Annotated in this window: 20 protein-coding genes; 14 read left to right on the top strand and 6 right to left on the bottom strand. The window is 42.5% G+C overall.

The genetic code is table 11. The features are described from left to right. Positions 1–90 precede the first annotated feature (90 nt). The 13 genes from LRS05_RS08570 (at position 91) to LRS05_RS08510 (ending at position 18,718) form a co-directional block, all read left to right on the top strand. Positions 91–1,251 carry a PorT family protein gene (locus tag LRS05_RS08570; RefSeq protein ID WP_257867940.1) on the top strand — a complete coding sequence of 387 codons (1,161 nt, stop codon included), beginning with the start codon at positions 91–93 and terminating at the stop codon, positions 1,249–1,251. 67 nt (positions 1,252–1,318) lie between these two features. Continuing rightward, positions 1,319–2,584, top strand: coding sequence for a chloride channel protein (locus tag LRS05_RS08565; RefSeq protein ID WP_257867939.1), 1,266 nt, complete (start codon positions 1,319–1,321; stop codon positions 2,582–2,584). Further along, a complete protein-coding gene (locus LRS05_RS08560; protein ID WP_257867938.1) occupies positions 2,584–3,177 on the top strand; it encodes an HPP family protein in 594 nt (197 codons plus the stop codon). Before LRS05_RS08565 ends, LRS05_RS08560 begins: the two co-directional genes overlap by 1 nt. A 171-nt stretch (positions 3,178–3,348) precedes the next feature. Continuing rightward, positions 3,349–3,882: a plasmid pRiA4b ORF-3 family protein gene (locus LRS05_RS08555; RefSeq protein WP_257867937.1), complete on the top strand. Its 534-nt coding sequence runs from the start codon at positions 3,349–3,351 to the stop codon at positions 3,880–3,882. A gap of 59 nt (positions 3,883–3,941) precedes the next feature. Beyond that, complete coding sequence (locus tag LRS05_RS08550; RefSeq protein ID WP_257867936.1) at positions 3,942–4,301, top strand: four helix bundle protein; 360 nt, start codon at positions 3,942–3,944, stop codon at positions 4,299–4,301. Between the two features lie 57 nt (positions 4,302–4,358). Next, a complete protein-coding gene (locus LRS05_RS08545) occupies positions 4,359–5,417 on the top strand; it encodes a nucleoid-associated protein (protein WP_257867935.1) in 1,059 nt (352 codons plus the stop codon). A gap of 151 nt (positions 5,418–5,568) precedes the next feature. Beyond that, positions 5,569–7,182: a hypothetical protein gene (locus tag LRS05_RS08540; RefSeq protein WP_257867934.1), complete on the top strand. Its 1,614-nt coding sequence runs from the start codon at positions 5,569–5,571 to the stop codon at positions 7,180–7,182. Between the two features lie 8 nt (positions 7,183–7,190). Further along, positions 7,191–7,433, top strand: coding sequence for a hypothetical protein (locus tag LRS05_RS08535; protein WP_257867933.1), 243 nt, complete (start codon positions 7,191–7,193; stop codon positions 7,431–7,433). Positions 7,434–7,516: 83 nt separating this feature from the next. Next, positions 7,517–8,422 carry an ABC transporter ATP-binding protein gene (locus LRS05_RS08530; RefSeq protein ID WP_257867932.1) on the top strand — a complete coding sequence of 302 codons (906 nt, stop codon included), beginning with the start codon at positions 7,517–7,519 and terminating at the stop codon, positions 8,420–8,422. A gap of 8 nt (positions 8,423–8,430) precedes the next feature. Continuing rightward, positions 8,431–9,267 carry an ABC transporter permease gene (locus LRS05_RS08525; RefSeq protein ID WP_257867931.1) on the top strand — a complete coding sequence of 279 codons (837 nt, stop codon included), beginning with the start codon at positions 8,431–8,433 and terminating at the stop codon, positions 9,265–9,267. 52 nt (positions 9,268–9,319) lie between these two features. Next, positions 9,320–11,590 carry a T9SS type B sorting domain-containing protein gene (locus LRS05_RS08520; protein ID WP_257867930.1) on the top strand — a complete coding sequence of 757 codons (2,271 nt, stop codon included), beginning with the start codon at positions 9,320–9,322 and terminating at the stop codon, positions 11,588–11,590. Between the two features lie 29 nt (positions 11,591–11,619). After that, positions 11,620–15,336, top strand: coding sequence for a T9SS type B sorting domain-containing protein (locus tag LRS05_RS08515; RefSeq protein WP_257867929.1), 3,717 nt, complete (start codon positions 11,620–11,622; stop codon positions 15,334–15,336). 16 nt (positions 15,337–15,352) lie between these two features. After that, positions 15,353–18,718 carry a T9SS type B sorting domain-containing protein gene (locus LRS05_RS08510; RefSeq protein ID WP_257867928.1) on the top strand — a complete coding sequence of 1,122 codons (3,366 nt, stop codon included), beginning with the start codon at positions 15,353–15,355 and terminating at the stop codon, positions 18,716–18,718. Here LRS05_RS08510 and LRS05_RS08505 read toward each other — a convergent pair. The 6 genes from LRS05_RS08505 to LRS05_RS08480 form a co-directional block, all read right to left on the bottom strand. After that, positions 18,715–19,926 carry an MFS transporter gene (locus tag LRS05_RS08505; RefSeq protein WP_257867927.1) on the bottom strand — a complete coding sequence of 404 codons (1,212 nt, stop codon included), beginning with the start codon at positions 19,924–19,926 and terminating at the stop codon, positions 18,715–18,717. The two genes, LRS05_RS08510 and LRS05_RS08505, sit on opposite strands and share 4 nt — an antisense overlap. Positions 19,927–19,931: 5 nt before the next feature. Continuing rightward, a complete protein-coding gene (locus tag LRS05_RS08500; RefSeq protein ID WP_257867926.1) occupies positions 19,932–20,843 on the bottom strand; it encodes an AEC family transporter in 912 nt (303 codons plus the stop codon). Between the two features lie 120 nt (positions 20,844–20,963). Then, on the bottom strand, positions 20,964–21,362 hold the full coding sequence (locus LRS05_RS08495) for a DUF1801 domain-containing protein (RefSeq protein ID WP_257867925.1): 399 nt from the start codon (positions 21,360–21,362) through the stop codon (positions 20,964–20,966). Positions 21,363–21,365: 3 nt separating this feature from the next. Further along, the gene (locus LRS05_RS08490; RefSeq protein WP_257867924.1) at positions 21,366–21,620 is read right to left on the bottom strand and encodes a hypothetical protein; all 255 of its coding nucleotides are present in this window, start codon (positions 21,618–21,620) and stop codon (positions 21,366–21,368) included. Next, complete coding sequence (locus LRS05_RS08485; RefSeq protein ID WP_257867923.1) at positions 21,571–21,870, bottom strand: SRPBCC domain-containing protein; 300 nt, start codon at positions 21,868–21,870, stop codon at positions 21,571–21,573. The genes LRS05_RS08490 and LRS05_RS08485 overlap by 50 nt, the downstream gene beginning before the upstream one ends. Then, positions 21,860–22,192 carry a helix-turn-helix transcriptional regulator gene (locus tag LRS05_RS08480; protein ID WP_257867922.1) on the bottom strand — a complete coding sequence of 111 codons (333 nt, stop codon included), beginning with the start codon at positions 22,190–22,192 and terminating at the stop codon, positions 21,860–21,862. The genes LRS05_RS08485 and LRS05_RS08480 overlap by 11 nt, the downstream gene beginning before the upstream one ends. Positions 22,193–22,387: 195 nt before the next feature. Between LRS05_RS08480 and meaB the strand changes: the two genes are divergently transcribed. Then, positions 22,388–23,485, top strand: coding sequence for a methylmalonyl Co-A mutase-associated GTPase MeaB (meaB, locus tag LRS05_RS08475; protein ID WP_257867921.1), 1,098 nt, complete (start codon positions 22,388–22,390; stop codon positions 23,483–23,485). The last annotated feature ends 25 nt before the right edge of the window (positions 23,486–23,510 follow it).

Raw genomic sequence — 23,510 nt, 5'->3', positions numbered from 1 at the left:
ATTTCTTATGGATGAACTGAAATTGTGAAATTTTTAATGAAGCGAAATACCTATTAAAAAAACGTTAATTTAGCCGCTTATACTTTCCTCATGAAATCATTACATGCACTGCTGTTTTTTATCGCATTTTCATCTTTTGCCCAAATACGTTTTGAACCGGGCTATTACATAGATAACTCAGGAACCAGACATGATGTGCTTATCCGCAATGTTGGCTGGAAGAATAATCCCACTGCATTCGACTACAAAATAACCGAAACATCTGATTCACAGAATAATACTATTGCAAACACGAAGGAATTCAGCGTTGGCAGCGATACTTATAAACGTTTTGAAGTAAAAATAGACCGCTCAGGCAATAACACTGACAGGATGAGCGAATCGCCTGTAATTGATTGGAAAACAGAGACATTGCTCCTAAATATGCTGGCCGACGGAAAGTTGAGGCTATACCAATATGAAGACAATAACCTCATCAGGTATTTTTACAGCGAGGGAGAGCATACTAATGCTACACAGTTGATTTTCAGGGAATATAAGCAGGATGGCCGCATTATACCCAACAATGGTTTCCGCCAGCAGCTTTGCAGCCTGATGAAAGACAAATACGCTGACCCACAAAAGTTTAAAGACACCAAGTACACAAAAAGCGCTTTAATAAAGCTTTTTGAAGATTACAATGGTACGGCTCAGGCAGATACAAAAAGCAAAGGGAGCGGAAGTTTTCAGTTAAATGTTGCTGCAGGCGCCACGTTTTCATCATTATCATTATCAGCATTAAACTCAAGCTATACGCATGATTTTAATAGTAAGACAGGACTTCGGGCCGGGATACAGCTTGAATATATTTTTCCTTTCAACAGAAACAAATGGGCACTTTTGCTTGACCCCAACTATCAAAGCTACAGTGCTGAAAGTACAAAAGGCACCAACACCTTTAAAACTGATTACCAACGCATTGAACTGCCTGTGTTAGTGAGGCATTATTTTTTCATTTCAGAAAAATCGAGGCTTTTTATCAATGGTTCATACGCCATGAGTCTTGCATTGGGCGACTCAAACATTCAGCAGAATAGTTCAGTTCCTGTTGAAATCGGAAATAACAGTTCATGGGCTTTGGGAGCGGGATACAGCTATAATAAATTCAATCTCGAAGCGCGATATACTTTCAAGCACGGCATTACAAGTGAAAGTTTCTGGCTTACAGATTTCAGCTCGCTGCAGTTAATTCTCGCTTACAGGTTATTTTAACACCACGGATTTTCGGTCAGGCGATTGTTATGCTTAGCTTTGCAACATCCACCGAAAATTAGCTACATTGAAAATTACTTCACGCAGGAAATATACGTTTACCAAAACCGGTAAATTACTGATAGCAAGCATTGTAGTTGCCCTGTTTGCTGCTTTGCTGGCTGTATCGCTGAAGCACGTTACCGAAAAATATGAAGAACTATTTTATATCCGCTCGAAAATTAACAAGCTATACCTAGTTATTTTTCCAATTATTGGATTGTCAATGATCTACGTACTTCGGCAATACATTTTTAAAAATAAAGCAAATAAGGGAATTACTGAGGTTTTTGATAGCACCGAAACAGGCAAAAATCTGCCATCATACAAAATACCATCCCATTTTGTGAACGGGTTACTCACCGTTATTTTCGGCGGCAGCACGGGTATAGAAGTCTCGACTGTTGTCTCAACCGCAGCCATAGGCTCTTTGGCGCAGGAGAAGGAAAAAATCTTTCGCCAGCACAAAAAAGAACTGATATGCGCGGGCGTAACTGCCGGCATTACAGCGCTTTTCAACACGCCACTGGCAGGATTACTCTTTGCTTATGAGGTGATTTGCAGGAAACCGTCAAAGCTTTTCTTTTACACCAACATCCCTGCAGCAGCAGTGGCTTGGACATTTGTATTGGTGTTGGGAGAGCCGCCACTTTTTGCAATGAAAATACAAGGATGGCACCTGTATGCCCTACCCTATTTCGCGCTGCTTGGCGTTTTGGCGGGGCTACATTCCGTTTACCTTACGCGCTGCGTGATTTTTTGCAAAGCGCAATTTGCAAAATTTACATCACAGCACCACAAAATATTGCTTGGCGCAGTCATTATCAGCGCTTTATTACTTTTATTGCCACAGCTTTACGGTGATGGGTACCATGCAATAAAGCTAAACATACTCACAGCAAACAAGGCCGTACTTAGCGTTCCGCTTGTGGTTACACTTTTGGGTGTACTGGTGTTCAAACCATTAGCCACATCTATAACACTATCCGCAGGTGGTGATGGTGGCGTTTTTGCTCCGGCCATTTTCATTGGCGCATTTCTGGGTCTGTTTACCGCACTGGTGCTCAACACTGTTTTTCACATTGGCGTTATCCCGCTCAATTTCATGCTGATTGGCATGGGCGCTATGTTGAGTGCAAGCATACATGCCCCGTATACAGCGCTATTCCTGGCTTGCGGCCTAGTTAATGACTATACTCTGTTTGTGCCTGTATTAATTGCCTGCCTAATAGCAAAATACACAGCTAAAGCAGTCTGCCCATATACCGTTTATACCTTTAAAAGCAAAGTCTGATGCCAAGAAAAGCCATCCGCCGTACATACAGGCAAACGAGGTATGTGCTATATCGCGAAACGCTCATCAATAAAAAAGAGCATTTTTGGGCATTTATCGGGTCTTTTATTGGTCTTGGCATTATATCTTACCTGCAATATAATGCTTTCCCGCAGCATGATATGGTATTCCTGATAGGTTCTTTCGGGGCCTCGTGCGTATTGGTTTATGGTGTTATTGAAAGCCCGCTTGCGCAACCGCGTAATCTCGTTGGCGGACATGTAAACTCCGCTATCATAGGTGTTTCGGTACAAATGTTGCTGCCGGATTACACATGGATTGCGGCGCCTTTGGCAGTGTCACTATCTATAATAGTTATGCAGATAACAAAAACCCTGCACCCACCCGGCGGAGCAACAGCGCTCATAGCAGTTACAGGTTCTCCTGAAATTAAGGCACTTGGGTTTATGTACGTTGTGCATCCGGTTTTATCAGGTGCGATAATATTGCTTTGCACTGCGCTAATCTTCAATAATACAACATCTTACAGGCAATATCCAACGGCTGCCGTGCGCAAAAAATATGCAGCCATGTTCAGGTTCAGCAGAAAGTGATTATCTTTAGGTTTCAATCTGAAATCACTTAAATATGAAAAAACCTGATTACTACCTGCCGGTCGGTTGCGCAGGATGAATAAGCCTGTCTATATCCAAAATTCGGAAAATCCAAAACCTAAATTCTAAATTTAAAGTTTACCTTTGGAAACTCTAAAAAAAAATACAGTTATGGTTTATAAATTCAGGGTGATACTTGATGCAGAAGAAGATGTTTTCAGGGATATTGCCATACTAAGCACAGACAGCCTTGAAGACCTGCACAACGCGATCGTGAATGCGTTTGGGTTTGACGGCCTTGAGATAGCCTCATTCTACACATGTGATGATGAGTGGATTCAGGAAGACGAAATTCCGCTGTTTGATACTGGCGAGGATGATAAAACCAGCATGGCGGGGCACACCCTTGAGAGCCTTCTTGACCTTGACAGGACAAAGATTATATATGTATATGACTTCCTGAATATGTGGACGTTCTTCGTTGAACTTGCTGCCATAGAAGAGCCTGAAAGTGGTGCAAGTTACCCCGAGCTTTTGTTCTCTCACGGTGAAATGCCTGCCGAAGCGCCTGAAAAAGAATTTGGCAGTAATGATGACATGTTCGGCGATGATTTTGATGATGATTATGACGATGAAGACCTGGATATGTTTGACGATGACCATAACTTTGAGGACCTTGGTTTTGATGAACGAAACTGGAATTAGAAAAAGCACCCAAGCGGCTAAGCTTCTTAGCTATTGAGTAGCTTCCCTCAATGATATATATGAGTAACTTTAGAAATCTTATAGTTTGGCAAAAGGCAATGACGTTAGTTACTAATGTTTATCAAGCTACACAACACTTGCCACGCGAAGAATCTTTTGGCCTGACATCCCAGATTAGGCGTTCATCTATATCAATTCCCAGCAACATTGCAGAGGGTTATGGTAGAAATAGTGATACTGAATTATCCAGATTCCTTAATATTACTATCGGCTCCTTATTTGAATTACAAACTCAACTGGAAATAGCGTATAATATTGGTTACCTTAATCAGGAATTATTCAATAACTTATTTGATCAATCCCGCGAAGTTGAAATTATGTTGTCATCTTTAAATAAAAAAGTACGATCTAAAAACTAATGACTTACAATACAGCTAAGCAGCCCAGTAGCTTAGCAGCTTAGAAGCTATCTAAAAATGATAAACCTATTTAATACTCACGTTGAGAGTCTGTCTGTGCACCGAGTGGGCAACAAAAGCCGTAATGAGGCTATATTTTTATCTGAACAGCCGTATGCGCTTAATGACGAAATAACTCCGTTATTGAAGGAGTATTTTTTTAAGCCTTTTCGCGACAAAGAAGAAAATTATTACCAATTTGCACATGATGTACATCTGGACTACAATGATATGTACACCCTTGCTACCGAGATATTTGCCAACCCCGGAAGTGTTCATGAAGTATCTAAAAAGATAACCAAACACTTGTTTGAGCAGAGCAACCACCCCCATATTAAAAATGGCGAGGTGTATGTAGCTTACTTTACAAACCTGACTATTGACAATAATGCCGTTGATGCCGTTGGTATCTTCAAAAGCGAAATCAAGACAGATTTCCTTCAGTTTGAAGAAAAGGGCAGTAACCTTGAAATCCTTTTGCAGCAGGGCATTAACCTGAATAAGCTTGATAAAGGATGCCTTATATTCAATTATAAAAAAGAAGAAGGTTATAAGATACTGACGATTGACAGTAACCGCTACGATGCGCGCTACTGGCTTGAACATTTCCTTTCAGTTGACGCATTTCAGGATGAGAACTTTATTACAAAGAAGTACCTGAAATTCTGCCAGGACTTTGCTAAAGAAGTGGTGCTTCCGGCTGAAGACAAGAAGGAAGAGGTTATGTTCATGAACCGTTCTGTGAACTATTTTGCGAAGAACGATGAGTTTGAAGAAACGAAATTCCTCAATGATGTTCTGGACAACCCTGATCTTATTCCTGAATTTAAGAACTATAAGGCTGAAAAAGCGCCGAAATACAGTATTGAAGATGTAACTACCTTCCCTATTGCCAACGCTGCCGTGAGCGATGCGCGCAGAAAAATGAAAAACACCATACAGCTTGATACCAATGTACAGATAAAGCTTGATTTCATAAATCCTGAAAGCGCCGAGAAATTCATAGAAAAAGGCTGGGACGAAGAAAAACAAATGTATTATTATCTGGTTTATTTCAACAAAGAGCAGAAGAGTTAACTTCTTATTTGCAAGATATTTACACTGGGGAAACTTTACGTTTCCCTTTTTTTGTTGTTAAATGTATGGTAAACATACAAGCCCTACACGTATGTAAGCACTATTTCTCTTTATATTTAGAAAAAATTTCAACATTTCAGGGAACGGAAAAATGCGCGCAAATTTCAGTTTTGTATTGCTGTTACTGCTGTTGGCATTGCCCTGTCATGCACAGGAAAAGCCTGTGGAACAACAGCCGGACAGCATACGGCTTAAGCGTGACAAAATGTACAAAAACCTTGAGAACTACTCAAAGCGCAGGAAGTTTACAAAATTTGTGCATAAACTCATATTCAGGCCGGTAAAAGAAAAAGAGCCTGCAAAAACCCGTAAAATAACCAAGAGAAAAACCCCTGAATTACAAAATACTTATGAAAGATACCAGGGCAAAATTGTACGCCGTATCCGCGTAGAGACCCTTGACCCGTTCGGCTATTCTGTAAACGATACTACCAAACATGCCGATAACTGGCTGGAACGTTTTGGTAATGGCATCCATTTAAAGACTAAAGAGCTTACCATAAAAAACCTATTGCTCTTTAAACGTAATGAGCCTTTGGATTCACTACTGGTAAAAGATTCTGAACGATTAATACGAAGCCAGCGCTACGTGCGCCGCGTTGCTATACAGCCGCAACGAGTTGAAACAAGTAAAGATTCCGTTGATATATACATCCGGGTGCTTGACTCATGGAGCCTTACACCTAACGGCTCGGCATCGGGCAGCGGCACGTCAATCGAGCTTACCGAACGCAACTTTTTAGGCTTGGGGCATGAATGGCGAAATGATTTCGATAAGCGATTTAACACCGGTAAAACAGAATATCTTACCACGTACAGGGTGCCTAATATTATGAATACGTATATAAATGGCACTGTACGCTACCAATTGTGGGAATTTGATAATTCACTAAAAAGCATAGGTTTTGACCGTGACTTCTTTTCGGCATATACCAAATGGGCCGGCGGTATTTATTTTGAAGAACATTTTATAAAAGATTCATTGCCTGATGCCGATGGTATAAGAGCAATCCAGAACTTTAAATCTACCGCACAAGATTACTGGGCAGGGTACTCATTCAAGATTTATGAAGGAGACAGCGAAGAAGAACGTACAACCAATCTGGTTACAACGGCACGATACTTTAACCGCAAATACAGCGAAAGGCCGTTGCCGGCTTATGATACAATCAATTTTTTTAGCAATGAAAAGTTATATTTAGCAAGCGTTGGTCTTACCTCACGGAAGTTCGTTCAGGATAAATTCCTGTTTAATTATGATATTGTAGAAGATATCCCGATTGGTAAGGTATACTCTCTTACAAGTGGCATACAAGACAAAAACGGAGAGCGGCGTATTTATTTCGGGGGGAGATATGCATTTGGTAACCTTTATAAATGGGGTTATTTCAGCACCAATTTTGAGCTGGGTTCTTACTTTTATAAAGATCGTACAGATCAGACTGCACTACGCCTTGAAGGACTTTACTTTACTAACATAAAAAACTGGGGAAGCTGGCGTTTCAGGCATTTTATAAAACCTGTTATAGTAATGGGCGACAAACGCCTGGCAACCGAAGCCGACTTGCTTAACATTAATGGCGAAAACGGCATTACCGGTTTTGACAGCCGCTCATTACTAGGCACAAAAAGGTATTGCTTACGCTTCAAACACAGTCTTATTCTCCTTGGAATTTATTCGGTTTCCGCCTCAACCCATTTATAAGCTACACTATGGGGGTTATCGGCGATGAGCAGGTAAAACTTTGGGAAAGTAAGGTATATTCTAAAATTGGCCTGGGAGTACTCATATACAATGACTACCTGGTTTTCAATGCATTTCAGTTTTCGCTGGCATTTTACCCATCCATGCCGGGGTCTGGTGAAGATATCTTCCGCACCAACAGCTTTAAAAATAATGACATCCGCCTGCCCGATTACCAGGTAGGTAAACCTATGCAGGTGCTGTATCAATAGCAAAATTTTGCTTTTCTTAACACATTGCGGTAACAAACGTGTAACTTGGTCGTCATAACTATAACAACCAATACAATTACATTTTGGAAACCATATTATCAATAAGTAACCTTGACAAAAAATTCGGTAAGGTTCATGCGGTAAACAACGTTTCTTTCGAAATTAAGAAAGGCAACGTTTACGGCATTCTCGGCCCAAATGGCAGCGGTAAATCAACCACGCTGGGTATCATCTTGAACGTAGTAAACAAAACATCCGGCAGTTACAGCTGGTTTGGCGGTAAAATGGACACGCATGAGTCGCTTAAAAAAGTAGGCGCAATTATTGAGCGCCCAAACTTTTACCCTTACATGACAGCAGAACAGAACCTGAAGCTTGTTTGCAAAATTAAGGGCACACCCTACAGTAATGTTGAAGAAAAGCTTAAGCTCGTAAAGCTGTATGAGCGTAAGGACAGTAAGTTCCGTACATTTTCATTAGGTATGAAGCAGCGCCTTGCGATAGCTTCTGCCCTGTTGAACAATCCGGAAATTCTTATCCTCGATGAGCCTACCAACGGGCTGGACCCGCAGGGTATACATCAGATACGAGAGATAATACGTGACATTGCTGCAACGGGTACCACAATCCTTTTGGCATCACACCTTCTTGATGAAGTGGAGAAAGTATGCAGCCACGTAGTGGTATTGCAAAAAGGGGTGGTGCTGTACACAGGTACGGTTAAGGGAATGCTTTCAACAGAAGGTTTCTTTGAACTTTCAGCTACAGATAATTTTGAGCTGAAACGCGTTATGGAACAGCATCCGGCAGTAGAAAAGATTGAAGTTGCTGAAGACAAACTTGTTGTATACACCAACCAGCCGCTGGAACCCGGCGAGCTAAACCGCTACCTATTCAGCTATGGCGTTTGCCTTGAGCATCTGGTAAAACGCACAAACAGCCTTGAAGAGCAATTCCTGCAATTAACCGGTAAACAAACACAAAACTAACAATTACAATGAAACGTCTTTTATCAATAGAGTTCAGCAAACTGTGGGGTAACCGTGCAGCGCGTGTACTCATTCTTGCCTACTTCATATTACTTTCTTTTATAGCCTTGCTGGCATCAGTCAACTTTAAAATCATTGGGATAGATTTTCGCCTGGCAGACCAGGGTATTTTCAATTTCCCGTACATCTGGCATTTCAACACCTGGATTGCCGCTTTCCTTAAGTTCTTCCTCGCCATTGTAATTGTTTCAATGATGGCCAATGAATATACTTACGGCACGCTAAAGCAAAACCTTATTGATGGCCTTAGCAAAAAAGAGTTTATATTCTCTAAGTTTATTACAGTTGTTGTTTTCGCCGCATTTTCAGCGATATTCATGTTTTTCCTTACGCTGATATTGGGCTATAGCTTTTCATCATATACCGAAACATCTATAGTATTTACAGATATTGTATACATATTTGCCTACTTCCTGAAGCTGGTGGCATTCTTCTCTTTCTGCCTTTTTGCAGGCGTGCTGGTAAAGCGCTCAGCCTTTGCTCTTGGTTTTGTACTTGTATGGTGGATTGCCGAAGGTATTATTTTCCTTGTACTGCGTTGGAAAATTATTAAAGACGGCGCGATTACAGACAACATCATGCAGTTCTTCCCGCTTGACGCTATGGCAAACCTTATAAAAGAACCTTTTACACGATTTGAAACTGTACGGGCTCTTGAAATGGCAAATGGCACGGTAAGTATTAAGGACTACGGAGTGCATTGGTACAGCGTACTTATAGTAATAATATGGACATTAATATTTATCTTAACATCTTACCGTATAGTAAAAAAGCGCGACTTGTAGTATCTTTGCAGGCGCTATGAATAAAGGCTTATGCTACCATATAATTATTTTATTGTTATTTCTTGTAAATAGTGCATGGGCACAATCTATTCAGGTAAATGACAACTATACCGCACAGCAGCTTGTAGACGCGCTCGTTTCAGGCGGCTGTGCGCAAGTTTCAAATATTACAGTAAATGGCTGGTCTGGCAGTTCGGGCGGCCCAAGTTTTGGCTACTTTACGGCAAACGGCTCAGGGTTTCCTTTCCAGAACGGTATTGTGCTTAGCACCGGCTATGCAGCAAGTGCTCCCGGCCCGAACAGTTCATTGCTGAGTGAGGGCGGTGCGGGCTGGAATGGCGATGCCGACCTTGAAGCAGCAATAAGTGTTAGCGGAACAGTGAATGCCACTGTTCTTGAGTTTGATTTTGTGCCATATACATCATCAATCAGTTTTGATTATATTTTTGCATCAGAGCAGTACCTTACAAGCATCAACTCGCAAAACCAATGCAATTATACCGATGGCTTTGCTTTTTTGCTTAAGGAAGCAGGCAGCAGTAGCCCTTATCAGAACCTTGCAGTAATACCCGGTACAAACATACCGGTAAAGGTTAACACCGTTCGCGGACAAGGTGTTTGCCCCGCCGCAAATCAGCAGTATTTTGACCAATTTAACCCTGTAAATTCGCCTATCAACTTTAATGGGCAAACTGTGATACTTACAGCACAGGCTACTGTAACACCGGGTACCACATATCACATAAAGCTTGTAGTTGCAGACCAGGGTAACGGACTATATGATTCGGCTATATTTCTTGGTGGTGGCAGTTTTAGCTCTGTAACCAACCTTGGCCCCGACAGGCTCATTGCGACAGGTAATGCATTATGCCAGGGCGAAAACCTGCCATTAGATGCAACTGTACCTGTGCCAGGCGCTACTTATAAATGGTTACGCAACGGCGGGCAGGTGGCCACGACTCCTACCTACACGATTACGCAACCCGGTGATTATGAAGTTGAAATTGTGCTGGCTCCGGGTTGTACCGGGGGAGACAAAATAAAAGTGGAATATAATCCCGCCGTACCCGCAGGTACTTACACTTTGCTGCAATGCGACGATAATAATGATGGCCTTACGCTCTACAACCTCAACCAGGTGGGTGTAGTAGCTGTTAATGGCAGCCCTAATCTTGCCACTACTTATTATCTTTCTGCGGCTGATGCGGCAACATCTTTAAACTCCCTAAATCCGAATGCGCCATTTGCCAACACGGCTCCTAATCAAAACATATATGTACGGCTCGAAAACCAGTCCGGGTGTTATGGCATTGCAACAGTAACGCTATCTACATCAAATAATACTGTAAGCAACCCGCAGCCTCTTGAAGAATGTGATGTTGTTGGCCCTGAAGATGGCTTTACTGAATTTGATTTAACCCAAAGAAATACACAGATACTGGCAGGGCTTCCTGCAGGGCTGCAACTAAAATATTATACAAGCTATGATGATGCCCTGGCTGAAACCAATGCAATAGCAAACCCGGCAGCTTTTACTAATACCACTGCTAACAACCAGAATGTGTATGCCAGGATTTACAGCGCAGCTGACTGCTACGGTATAGCAACCTTGCAGCTAAATGTATTTACCTTTGGAGGTACCTTGCAGGATGAATCCGCTATACTCTGTACTGGTACGCCGTCTATTACGCTCACAGCACCTGCAGGATATTATAATTACCAGTGGAGCACCACTCCGCCAACACCTGGGCAGTCACTTACTGTAACTACGCCGGGAACATATACGGTATCACTTGAAAATGCCAATGGCTGCGTTGGTACAAAAACATATAATGTTTCTGCTTCGGGCGCAGCAACAGGTGCAGATATTGAAGTAAACGAATTTGCAGGTAATAATAATTCTATCACTGTACTACCACAGGGCAGTGGCAACTATGAGTATTCTTTGGATGGAATTACTTACCAGGCTGACAATTACTTTAATAGATTGGCAGCAGGAGAATACACCATCTTTATACGAGATATAAACGGGTGCGGCCCTCCATATAAAACAACTGCGTACATTTTAGATTATCCAAAGTTCTTTACCCCGAACGGAGACGGTGTTAACGATTACTGGCGCATACCACTGATGAATTTCCAGCCAAATATTGATATTAAAATCTTTGACAGATATGGAAAGCTCATAACAGGCTTCCGCGGAAATTCTTTAGGCTGGGATGGCAAGCTGAACGGAAGCCCTCTTCCGGCAACTGACTATTGGTTTGTAATTCAGTTGCCTAACGGAAGAATTATCAAAGGACACTTCGCTTTATTAAGATAAATTTAATACTTTTATGAAAAAATTGCGCCGTGAAGTATTTCGCAGCCATATTGCTATTGCTATATACCAGCTTTAAGTCCGCTGCACAGAATGATTGTGCGGATGCAATAACCGTATGCGGCAGCATGAACTACACCGGCCTGCATGCTACAGGTTTCGGAGTACAGGAACTTAATCCTAACAATCCCTGTCACAGCTTCGAGAATAACAGCATATGGTTTAAATTAAAGATAAAAGACGGCGGCACGCTTGGTTTTATCCTGACACCCGAAAGCACTGATATTTTTGTGGATTACGATTTCTGGATATTCGGGCCTAACAGAAGCTGCGGAAATCTCGGGGCGCCAATACGGTGCAGCACTACCAACCCCTTTACTTCAGGCGGTACCGATAACCTTACGGGTATGAATGCCACAGAGCTTGATAATCACGAAGGCCCCAACCATCTTGGCAACCAGTTTATCAAACAAATGGATGTGCTTGCAGGTGAAGAATATTACCTTATTGTAGACCGCCCGCATGGCGATGCCAATTTTTCAATTCAATGGACAGGAACTGCCACTTTTTTTGATGCGCCATATTTTGACAACCCGCTGAATATTTCGCTTGATATGGGTGTGTGCGATACAGACGGGCAAACTGATGGCCATTTTTTGTATGACCTTACAGTACACCGCACTATGCTAATTGGCCCGCAAACCGATGTTGCACTCACTTACCACCTTGATAGTGGCGATGCCATTACCGGTGATAACCCTATCTCTAATCCTGAAGCTTATACAACTATCGCCGACCCGCAAATTATACACATGCGGATGACCAATACCATAACCGGCTGTTATGAAATACAAACGTTTGTTGTTGATACGGGCCGCCCTGATTTTGAAAACCCTCAGCCTATCGACTTGAATTTGCATGCCTGTGATGATGACGGGGTGATAGACCAAAAACATGTTTTTGACCTCGCACAGCATGAGGCTGTATTTTTAGGCAACCGCCCTACGGTGAGTGTTAAATATTATGAAAATCAGGCAAACGCATATGCACAAACCAATCCTATCACAGTTACATCACCATATATAAATACAACCAATCCACAGACATTTTATATCCGCCTTGACGATTCTGCTACAGGATGTTACAATGTTCAGCCATTTACTATAGAGGTTCATCCGCTACCTTTATTCAATAATCCCGACAACATCTCACTTGACTTAAAAATCTGCGACCAGGACGGTATAGCTGACGGAATTACAAATTTTGACCTTACAGAACATTGGGTGTTGCTTACAGGCGGAGATTTTAATCTCTTCATTAAATACTATAAAACCTTAGGCGATGCAATTGGTGATGCCAATGAGATAAGCAACCCCTTTTGGTACGAGAATTCAATGCAGTCTGAGACCATATACATGCGACTGGAAAATACCCAGACAGGCTGCTATAGCATCAGCAGCTTTAATGTAGATATTATTCTCCCTCCTGTCTATAACAATCCACAAAACCTGCCGCTTAATCTTCAAGCCTGTGATAACGGCAGTTTTGAAGGTGTAGCCACTTTTAACCTTACAACACATGCAGCCATGCTTATTAATAGCAGGCCCAACCACGTTATAAAATATTATCGTGAAAACTGGGAGGCTATGTGGGATTTAAACGCGCTACCGAATCCGGCTGCATATACTAATACATCAAATCCGCAAATGCTTTATATGCGTCTTGAAAATACAGTTACAGGTTGCTACAGCCTGCTTCCGTTTATGGTCACAGCCATACCGGCGCCTGTATTTAACAATCCGCAGAATATTTCACTCAACTTAATGGCGTGTGACGATGATGGTCTTGTAGATGGCCGGCACCTGTTTGACCTAACCCAGCATGAAACGATGCTGAAAGGAAGCCAGCCAAACGTTATCATCACCTACCATACTACAAGTACCGATGCAGAATCTGGTACAGCCAACATTGTAAATCCGGCCAATTACCTCAGTCTGGCAAGCCCGCAAACCATTTACGTTAGGATTGGAGATACTGTGACAGGATGTTATAGGACAAGCAGTTTTACTCTCACTGTAAACCCTTTGCCACAATTCAGCAACCCGCAAAATCTTGATATAAACCTCACAGAGTGTGACCAAAGTGGAAACAGTAATGGCACTGCGGTTTTTAACCTTACTACACATAACCAAATGCTAACCACACGGCTGGCAGGCAAAATAATTACCTATCATACCGCACAAAGTGATGCGGAAGCAGGTACAAATGCCATCGCAAACCCTCCGGCATATACAAATGTTGCCAACCCGCAAATCATTTACATGCGGCTTACAGACACTGCTACAGGCTGCCATAATACAAGTAGTTTTACCCTGAATGTAATACTGCCGCCTGTGTTTAACAATCCGCTTAATGTAAACCTCGACCTGGAAACTTGTGATGATGCTACGGCAGATGGTCTGGCACAGTTTGATTTGACGGTTCATCAGGCAATGCTGGTTGGCGGGCAGGCAGGTACAATACTTAGCTACCATACTTCACTACAGGATGCAAATTCAGGTACAAACGCGATCGTTATTCCGTCATTGTTTACAAACACTCAGAATCCGCAAACGGTTTATATGCGTATTGAACATGCTGCTACAGGTTGTTATAGCACAGAGCAGTTTAATTTAACGGTTAATCCACTTCCTGTATTCAACAATCCCCAAAACATCAACATTAATCTTGAGGAGTGTGATGCCGATACAACTGATGACCAATCTTACATTTTCAACCTCAATAAGCATGTAAATATGCTAAAAGGTAGCCAGAATGTAAATGTGAGTTTCCATACAACTCAACCAGATGCAGTATCCGGAAGTAATGCCATCTTAAATTCATCAGCTTTCCGTAATACTGTTAACCCGCAGACAATATATATCAGGTTTACAAATCCTGTTATCGGTTGCAGTGCTATGCAGCCTTTTACGGTAACAGTAACAGAACTTCTTGATGCGGGCGAGCCAGATGACCTCTACCTTTGTGATGAGAATGAAACCGGGTATAATGTTTTCAATCTATCTCAAAATGATGCTGCCATGAAAAACGGGCAGACCAGTACAACCGTGAGCTATTACCTTACCGAGGCAAATGCAAATAACAGGGTAAACCGGTTGCCGACCATATACCAAAACAGCCAGCCCTATACACCGCAAACCATTTGGGCACGGCTTGATAACGTTGGCGGATGCTGGGGGCACGACATTAAATCTTTTACACTAAATATCTTGGAATTACCTGATATTGAGGTTACATTTACTGTCAGTGATTTCACGTTTGACCAAAATTCAATTACTGTAAATATCTCCAATCCTGAAAACTACATGTACTCACTTGATGGGGAAAACTATCAGGAGAGCCCTATGTTTACTGATTTGAAAGCAGGGTTATACAGGGTATATATCCGTTCATTAAACCAATGCAAAACTATAGATAAAGAGGTTGTGGTACTAAATTACCCCAAATTCTTTTCACCAAACCATGACGGGCACAATGATACCTGGCATATACCGTTTATATCTCGCTTCCCTAAGTCAAAAATTTACATCTTTGACAGATACGGTAAGCTTATTACAGGTTATAACGGTATGCACGCCGGCTGGGACGGAACTTATAACGGCAACCGCCTGCCTGCCACAGATTACTGGTTTGTGCTGGAACTTGAAGATGGCCGGACAATAAAAAGCCATTTCTCGTTAATTCGATAAGCCATAAATTTAAGCTATGAAAAAATTCTCCATAATATTGCTTCTGCTTTTTTCGATTCCTGTTTTTGCTCAGGGAGAAGCGAACAACTGGTACTTTGGCAACAGAGCCGGAATAAAGTTTAATGATGATGGAAGTGTATCGCTCCTGGATGACAGCAGGATGGATACTAATGAAGGTTGTGCAAGTATAAGCGATGCCAATGGGAATTTATTATTTTATACTGACGGACGGAATGTTTGGCGCAAAAACGGTACTAAGATGCCTAACGCAAACTATCCCATAAACGGCCTTATGGGCGACCCGTCAAGCACACAATCGGGAATCATAGTTCCTAAAAAAGGTGACCCTAACATATACTACATTTTTACGGTAGATGAACCACATCATATAAATGCCTCTGTTTATCCCAACCAATATACCGGCTCTTATTCAAATGCAATAGGAGATGCCGTACCGCAGGCCGATGACGGTTTTAATAATGGCTTTAATTATTCTATAGTGGATTTGTCTGCAGCCGGAGGATTGGGGGATGTGGTTACTCGAAATGTACATCTTCAAACATATAATCCGTTAGATGCAGAAGAAATAAAATATAAATGCTCTGAAAAAATTACTGCTGTGAAAACCGCAGATGGCAGCGGCTTTTGGGTAATAACACATTTTGTAGATAATTTTTACGCTTTTAAGGTAGATGCTACAGGAGTAAACGTTACACCTGTAATAACCAATATTATCCCGCTTATACCAACTTCCGGCTACAGGCGCAATTCTATAGGATACCTTAAGGCATCACCTGATGGCAAGAAAATTGCAATAGCACACAACCAGATAGGCAGCATTACCGGTGGAACAGAAGCAAATGGCGTTGTATACGTTTATGATTTTGATGCTGCAACAGGAGTGGTTTCAAACCCTGTCAAAGTAAGTGATAATGCAACACCTTATGGCATCGAATTTTCACGTGAGGTAAAAAAGTTATATGTGTCTTACAGTAATGGCGGATTATTTAATGGAGTTTGGCAATATAATTTATTGGCGCCGGATATTTCAGCATCCGGTATACAGGTAGGTTTTGTGGGTGTTAATCAGTCAGGTGCATTACAATTGGGGCCAAATGGTAAAATCTATAAATCTATTCTGAGTGGCACTGCACTTGATGTTATAGAACAGCCTGAGGAAGATGGTACAAATTGTCTTTACATAAATGCAGGGCAGCCTGTAGGAGGGCCACCGGGAAAACAAACTTTGTTTGGCCTTCCTCCATTTATAACGTCTTTATTTTCGGCTAAAATTATTGCAACCAACACCTGCCTGGGCCAGACAACCGCTCTTGAGCTAGATGCTACCGGAGCGTTTGACAGTGTGGTATGGGATTTTGATGATAGTACCCCAACATCAACAGCTACAAGGCCCCAGCATACATTTACAGCAGCAGGCACATATAATGTTACTGCCACAATAACTAAAGATGGTGAAACAACAGTTATTACAACGCCTATAACTATTTCTGTTGTGCCTGTAGCTAATATTGCGCCACAAATAACACTATGTGATTTAGACAATAATGGCAGTGAAAGTTTTGATTTATCAGCAAATACCCCCGCAATACTCGGCACGCAAAGCGCTGCAGATTTTGATGTGAAGTTTTACTCATCACAAGCTAACGCAGATACTGACACTGCCCCGCTTAACGCTACGGCATATTTAAATATTCTGCCTACAGAAACCATTTTTGCGCGTATTAGCAATAAAGCTAACTCAAAGTGTTATGCCACAACATCATTTACCATTGTGTTATCACAATCTCCTGCGGCTGGTCCGCAAACAGTAAATACCTGTGACGACGCGGTAGATGGAGATGATACCAACGGGCAGGCAGTGACAAACCTGAACACTGTAACCCAACAGATTTTACAGGGCAATACTCAGTTTAGTGTTCAATATTATGCCACAGTCAGTGATGCTGTGGTGCCACAAAACCCGCTCCCCCCACAATTTTATAACACTACACCAAACCAGCAAATTATACATGCGCGTATAACAAATATAAGCACACCTATATGCTTCAACATAGTGCCCGTCACCATTAATGTTGCTCCATTGCCTGTAGTGGCAGGCCCTGCTACATTAGTGCAGTGCGATTTGGGTGTTGCTCCCGATGGCATTACGCAGTTTAACCTGGCACAGGCAAATGCACAGCTTACAGGTGGCACAGCGGGACTAACTGTACGTTATTTTGATTCGGCTGTTAGTGCGCAGTCGGGCACAGGCGAAATCACAGGTTTGTACACCAATACTTCAAATCCCCAGGTAATTACTGCACGTGTAGAAAATATACAAACCGATTGTTACCGCCTGGCACCCGTTACGCTTCAGGTGAATTTTTCGCCGGCGCCTATGGTTACCATTGAAGAATGTGATAATGACAGCAACGGTACAGATGGGATCACTCAGTTTAACCTAAATGATGCAGGCGTTGCTACAGGAACTAACACTGTTGCTTATTATCTTAATGAGAATGATGCGCTGGCTGAACAGAATGCCTTACAGGCTTCTTATATAAACACTACCAATAATCAAATTGTATATGCCCGTATTGAAAACAACAATGCGTGTGTGGCCATACAGCAGATAAAGCTTGTGGCGCGACGGCTGCCTGATATTGATACAACTGGCGAAGGCGTTGTATGCCTTAACAGGATAACTCCAATAACGCTTACCTCAGGGTTGCAGGGCAGTACAAGCGGCTTCTCTTTTTTATGGAGCACCCTTGAAAATACACCAACAATACAAGTAACCCAGCCCGGCATTTACACAGTTGTTGTAACTGACATTAGCAATGCTGCCGGCTGTAGCCGCACACGTACAATTACAGTATCGGCAAGCGATATTGCCAAAATCACAGATGTTGAGATACTCGATCTTCGTGATAATAATGTAGTGACTGTTTATGCTGAACCAAACAATCCTGTTACCACCACTTACCTGTACAGCATTGATGCACCAAATGGGCCCTACCAGGCCAGTAATGTATTTGAGAATGTTACCGCTGGTTTCCATACAGTGTATGTGTATGATGACCAGGGTTGCGGCGTGGTGCATAAAGATATCACGGTGCTCGCAGTGCCTAAATTTTTCACCCCAAATGCTGATGGTGTAAACGATACCTGGAACATCATTGGCGTGAACGCGCTATTTTACAAAAACAGCAAAATATATGTGTTTGACCGTTTTGGCAAACTGCTGGCTGATGTAAATCCGAGAGGTGAAGGATGGGATGGATTTTATGACGGGCGTAAATTACCTGCAACCGACTACTGGTATGTTGTACAGCTTGATGATGGCCGGACTGTAAAAGGGCATTTCTCGTTATTGCGTTAAACACTTTTCTTCAGGTTTGGCAGGAAGTAAGCGATTATACCAATAAGGGGAAGATAAGCGCAGATATGGTATACATACTCAATGCCGGTGTGGTCGGCAAGGTTACCAAGGAGGGCAGACCCAAGCCCGCCCATGCCAAATGCAAATCCGTAAAATAAACCGGAGACCATACCGAGTTTTTTCGGAAGCAATTCCTGTGCATACACCAGAATGGCAGGGAATGCGGAAGACATTATAGTACCGATGATTATTGACAGCACCGTTGTCCAGAAAAGGTCTGCATACGGGAGCATCAGCGTAAAAGGAGCTGCGCCCAGTACAGAAAACCATATTACATACTTCCGCCCGAACTTATCACCTAACGGACCACCAAGCAGTGTACCTGCGGCTACCGACAGCAGGAAAAGAAACAGGTGAAACTGCGCATCGGCTACAGAGAGACTGAACTTTTCTATCAGGTAAAAAGTAAAATAGCTTGATATGCTTGCAATGTAGAAGTACTTGGAAAATATAAGCACAAGCAATATTATCACAGAAATTACAACCCGTGTTTGTGAAAGGTTCGGTAGGTTTTCCAACACGATTTTCTTTTTTGCAGCAAGGTTCAGGTGGTTTTGATACCAGCGGGCAATATAACTTAATACAATTATTGCAAGCATTGCCGCCGCGACAAACCATATAATATGCTGCTGGCCATTGGGTACTACAATCCAGGCTACAAGCAGCGGCCCTATTGCCGTACCTGTGTTCCCTCCTATCTGGAATATGGATTGGGCAAGCCCGCGCTTACCGCCGGATGCCAGATAGGAAACCCGTGATGCTTCCGGATGGAAAATCGACGAACCTATACCGACCAATATTACCGAAAGTAAAATTATGTGAAATGATGATGCATAGCTTAACAGGATAATTCCTGATGCAGTAAAGCACATGCCTACCAACTGTGAGTAAGGCTTCGGGTGCTTATCGGTATAAAAACCAACAAACGGTTGCAATATAGAGGCCGCCATTTGGTAGGAGAATGTAATTAGGCCTACCTGAGTGAAAGTAAGCGCATATTTATCCTTTAAAATTGGGTATGCCGCCGGTATTACTGCTTGTAGCAAATCATTAAGCAAATGCCCGAAACTAATGGCGAAGAGTATTGAATATACTGTTTTTTGTGTAAGTTCTTTGTGATTGTCTTTATCTGAAGATGTGTAGGTCATTTTAATTAAAGAAGATTTACGATATAATACCAAAAGGCAACGGTGATAAACGAAAGCGGTATGCCCACTCCTATCATCATACCGGCAAGGCGGGGTTTGAGTCCGTGGCTGGCAGCGAGTATGGCTGCTGTTATCATCGGTGCCATGGCTGATTCTACCACCGAAACATCAATCATAAGCCCATCACCTTTCAATATAATTTTATAGAGCAATGCGAAGAACGCGGGCATTATCATAAGCTTAAAAAACAGCCCTGTCGCGAGGAATTTATAGTGTTTGCTTTTTGGATCTATTTTCAGTTGCATGCCTACTGCCACGAGTGCCACAGGTGTGACTGTACTGCCAAGTCTTTGGAATACTAAATCAACATCTTCTATAAAATCATACCCGGCAACGTTCATCATCAGCCCAATAAAGAAAGCCACAAACGGGGGGAAGAAAATTATCTTCCGGATGATGGCACTCCCTCCTACCGCACCTTTGCTGTAGGCAGCAGCCACAACAATACCGAGTGTCGCCATCACGACAAACGTGCCGGGCTGGTCAACAATTATAGCCGTTTCAAGCCCGGCCTTGCCATAAAGCGCTTCGATTATAGGGAACCCAACGAATGATGTATTGCCGAGCCCACCTGTTAAAATAAGGCAGCCAGTAAGTTTTCTTGGCCAGTTGAAGATTTTACCCAATCCGGCAAAAAATGCGAATGACAGGGCAAAGCTTATCCATGATACACCCAGCGGGTACAGCAGCGAGGAATTGATAGCAATTTTTGGGATATAGTACAGCGCCAGCCCCGGCAGCGATATGTGGATGACAAACTGGTTAAGTGCAGTATGTGAATTAGGCGGGAATGCTTTTACCCTTTGAGCTGCTACTCCGGCAAGCATACATATAAATATGAGAATGATGGAATCCACGGGTGCAAAGGTAAGCCGAAAACAGTTTCAGTTTAAAGTTTCAGGTTTAAAGTTACTTACTCCTGTTTTAGACATCCCGTAGTACGGACACCCCCTCATGAAGAGGGGAATTAGCTTACTTTATTTCAACCTTTCCAAAACACCTTTACGTTTTACGATGTTTTTATAATCCCACTGTATGTCGCGTGACTTTTCAAGCCACCGGTGTAAGTCGGCGATGATGACTTCACCAACGGAATTGTAAAAAATTGAAGCATCTTTAAATTTTTCGCCTATAATATTCAGGCTCGGTTCGTTAAAGTCCTTACCGCTCCAAAACATCAGGCGCAATCCTTTCTTTTGTTTGCTGTAGCCCACTATTGGGTTACCATCCAGAAACCAAACGGGGTGGCCGTGCCATACCTTATTTTCAGCTTCGGGAAGTTGCGTCGTGATTTCTTTTGCAAGCAATTCGCAAATAGCTTTGTCGTCTGCCATTTGCGAATGATTGTAATTTATGATGTCTGCTGAAATCTCCATAGCTTACTTATTTAGCGTTAGCAACAATTCATCAAGTTGGTTAAGGCCGACAGTAAAGCCTTCTTTAAAGCCCATCGCAATATTCTGTTCCAGGTCTTCAAGGCTGTCAAATGTTTTGGTAACAGTTACGGTTGTAACGTCGCCTGTACCCTTGAATGCATTTTCCCACATTCCTTCAGGGAAATCGTTATTTACGGTACCATTCTCGTCAGTGAAAGCAACTTTCGCAGAGAATAATTCTTCCGGCAAAATTTTCATAAATGTTGACTTGGCGTAGTGCCTTTGGCCCTCTGGGTCCCACCATCGCATATAGCCAGTACCCACCTTCCGTAAAATCCATGGATTTTGTTTCGGCTCTCCATGGCTGCGGGCCCCACCATTGGTCGAGTAGTTCCGGGGTTGTCCACGCCTTCCATACCAATGCAACGCCGGCAGCAAATTCGCGGGTTATGATAATTGTTTTGTTCTCCTTATTTACATTAAAATCAAATAAAAGGTCATTTTTCATGGTTGTTGGTTTTTATGGTTGATAATAAGTCGTCAAACTGATTGAAGCGCGTTTCCCAAATCTTTCGGAACTGCTCGAGCCATTGATCAATTTGTTTCATTTTCTCAATCTGTAGCGAATAGTATATCTCCCTGCCCTGCTGCTTTTGCGTAACCAGTTCACATTCAGCCAGTATGCGCAGGTGTTTTGATACCGCCTGTCTTGTTGTGTCAAAATGTTCAGCTATAGCGTTGGGTGTCATCGCTTGTGTGGCTATGAGCAATATTATAGCCCTTCTTGTCGGATCTGCCACCGCCTGAAATATGTCACGTCTTGTTTCCATAATATGCAATCATATAGTTGCAAATATATAAGAAATTATTTGGTTGCGCAAATAAATTTATGATTTTAGATTATGTTAAACCCACATAGCCCTTGAGTCGTAATGGAAAACCTGATTTTCATACTACCTTAATCACACTTCTCTTTGCCTGTCTTCTTTTAAAACCCTATTTTTACGGATACAATATTACCTCCCGTGGAAAACGAGAATCATCATAAATCTGCACTGCAAGAACGTGACGGTGTGCAGCAGCCCGAAAATATCAGTAACGAGTCATTTAATCATATTGTTGAGCTTCGACGTAAACAGCCATCTGCGCAGGAGCTTATTGACGGCATACTGAAACATGACCGTGCCGCACTTAGCCGTGCCATTACCCTTGTGGAAAGTGACAATCCTACACACTTGGACAAGGCTTCGGCGGTTATAAATGCCTGCCTGGCGCATGCTAATAACAGCGTGCGCATAGGTATTACCGGCGTACCAGGTGTTGGCAAGAGCACTTTTATAGAGGCTTTCGGGAAGCATCTTACACACCTGGACAGAAAGGTTGCTGTGCTGGCTGTTGACCCGAGCAGTTCACTCTCACACGGCAGCATATTGGGCGACAAAACCCGCATGGAAGAACTGGTGAAAGATGAAAACGCCTATATACGCCCTTCAGCATCAGGCGATACACTTGGCGGCGTGGCGCGAAAAACCCGTGAGGCTATTATTCTTTGTGAGGCTGCGGGTTATGATACCATTATAATTGAAACTGTCGGTGTCGGCCAAAGCGAAACGGCTGTGCATGGTATGACAGACTTTTTCCTCTTGCTTAAGATTGCCGGAGCAGGTGACGAACTACAGGGTATTAAACGCGGCATTATGGAGATGGCCGACCTGATCGTAATCAATAAGGCCGACGGCGACAATATTAAAAAAGCGAAACTGGCCAAAACGGAATTTAACCGAGCACTGCATCTTTTTCCACCCAAAGCATCAGGCTGGCAGCCAAAGGTTACCACCTGCAGTGCAGTAACGCGTGATGGTATCCCGGAAATTTGGGATATGATGCTTGATTATTTTGAAATGTCGAAGAACAACCGATATTTCGAAGAACGCCGCGCCAGGCAGAATGAAACCTGGCTTACAGAAACTATTGAGGAACAGCTGAAAGCAAATTTTTATGCACGTAAGGATATTGCTTCGCTTTTAAAGAAGCAAAAGGAAGCAGTAATAAATAATGAGGCATCGCCGTTTACTGCAGCGAAGAAATTACTGGAGAAATATTTCGGAAAGGGTAAGCAATAGATTGCATCATAATACTTACTCCTTA

The organism is Flavobacterium sp. J372 (assembly GCF_024699965.1).
In the GTDB taxonomy this organism is placed as follows: Bacteria; Bacteroidota; Bacteroidia; order Flavobacteriales; family Flavobacteriaceae; genus Flavobacterium.
The sequence above is the reverse complement of the archived record's forward strand: the minus strand, read 5'-3'. Positions and strand labels throughout refer to the sequence as shown.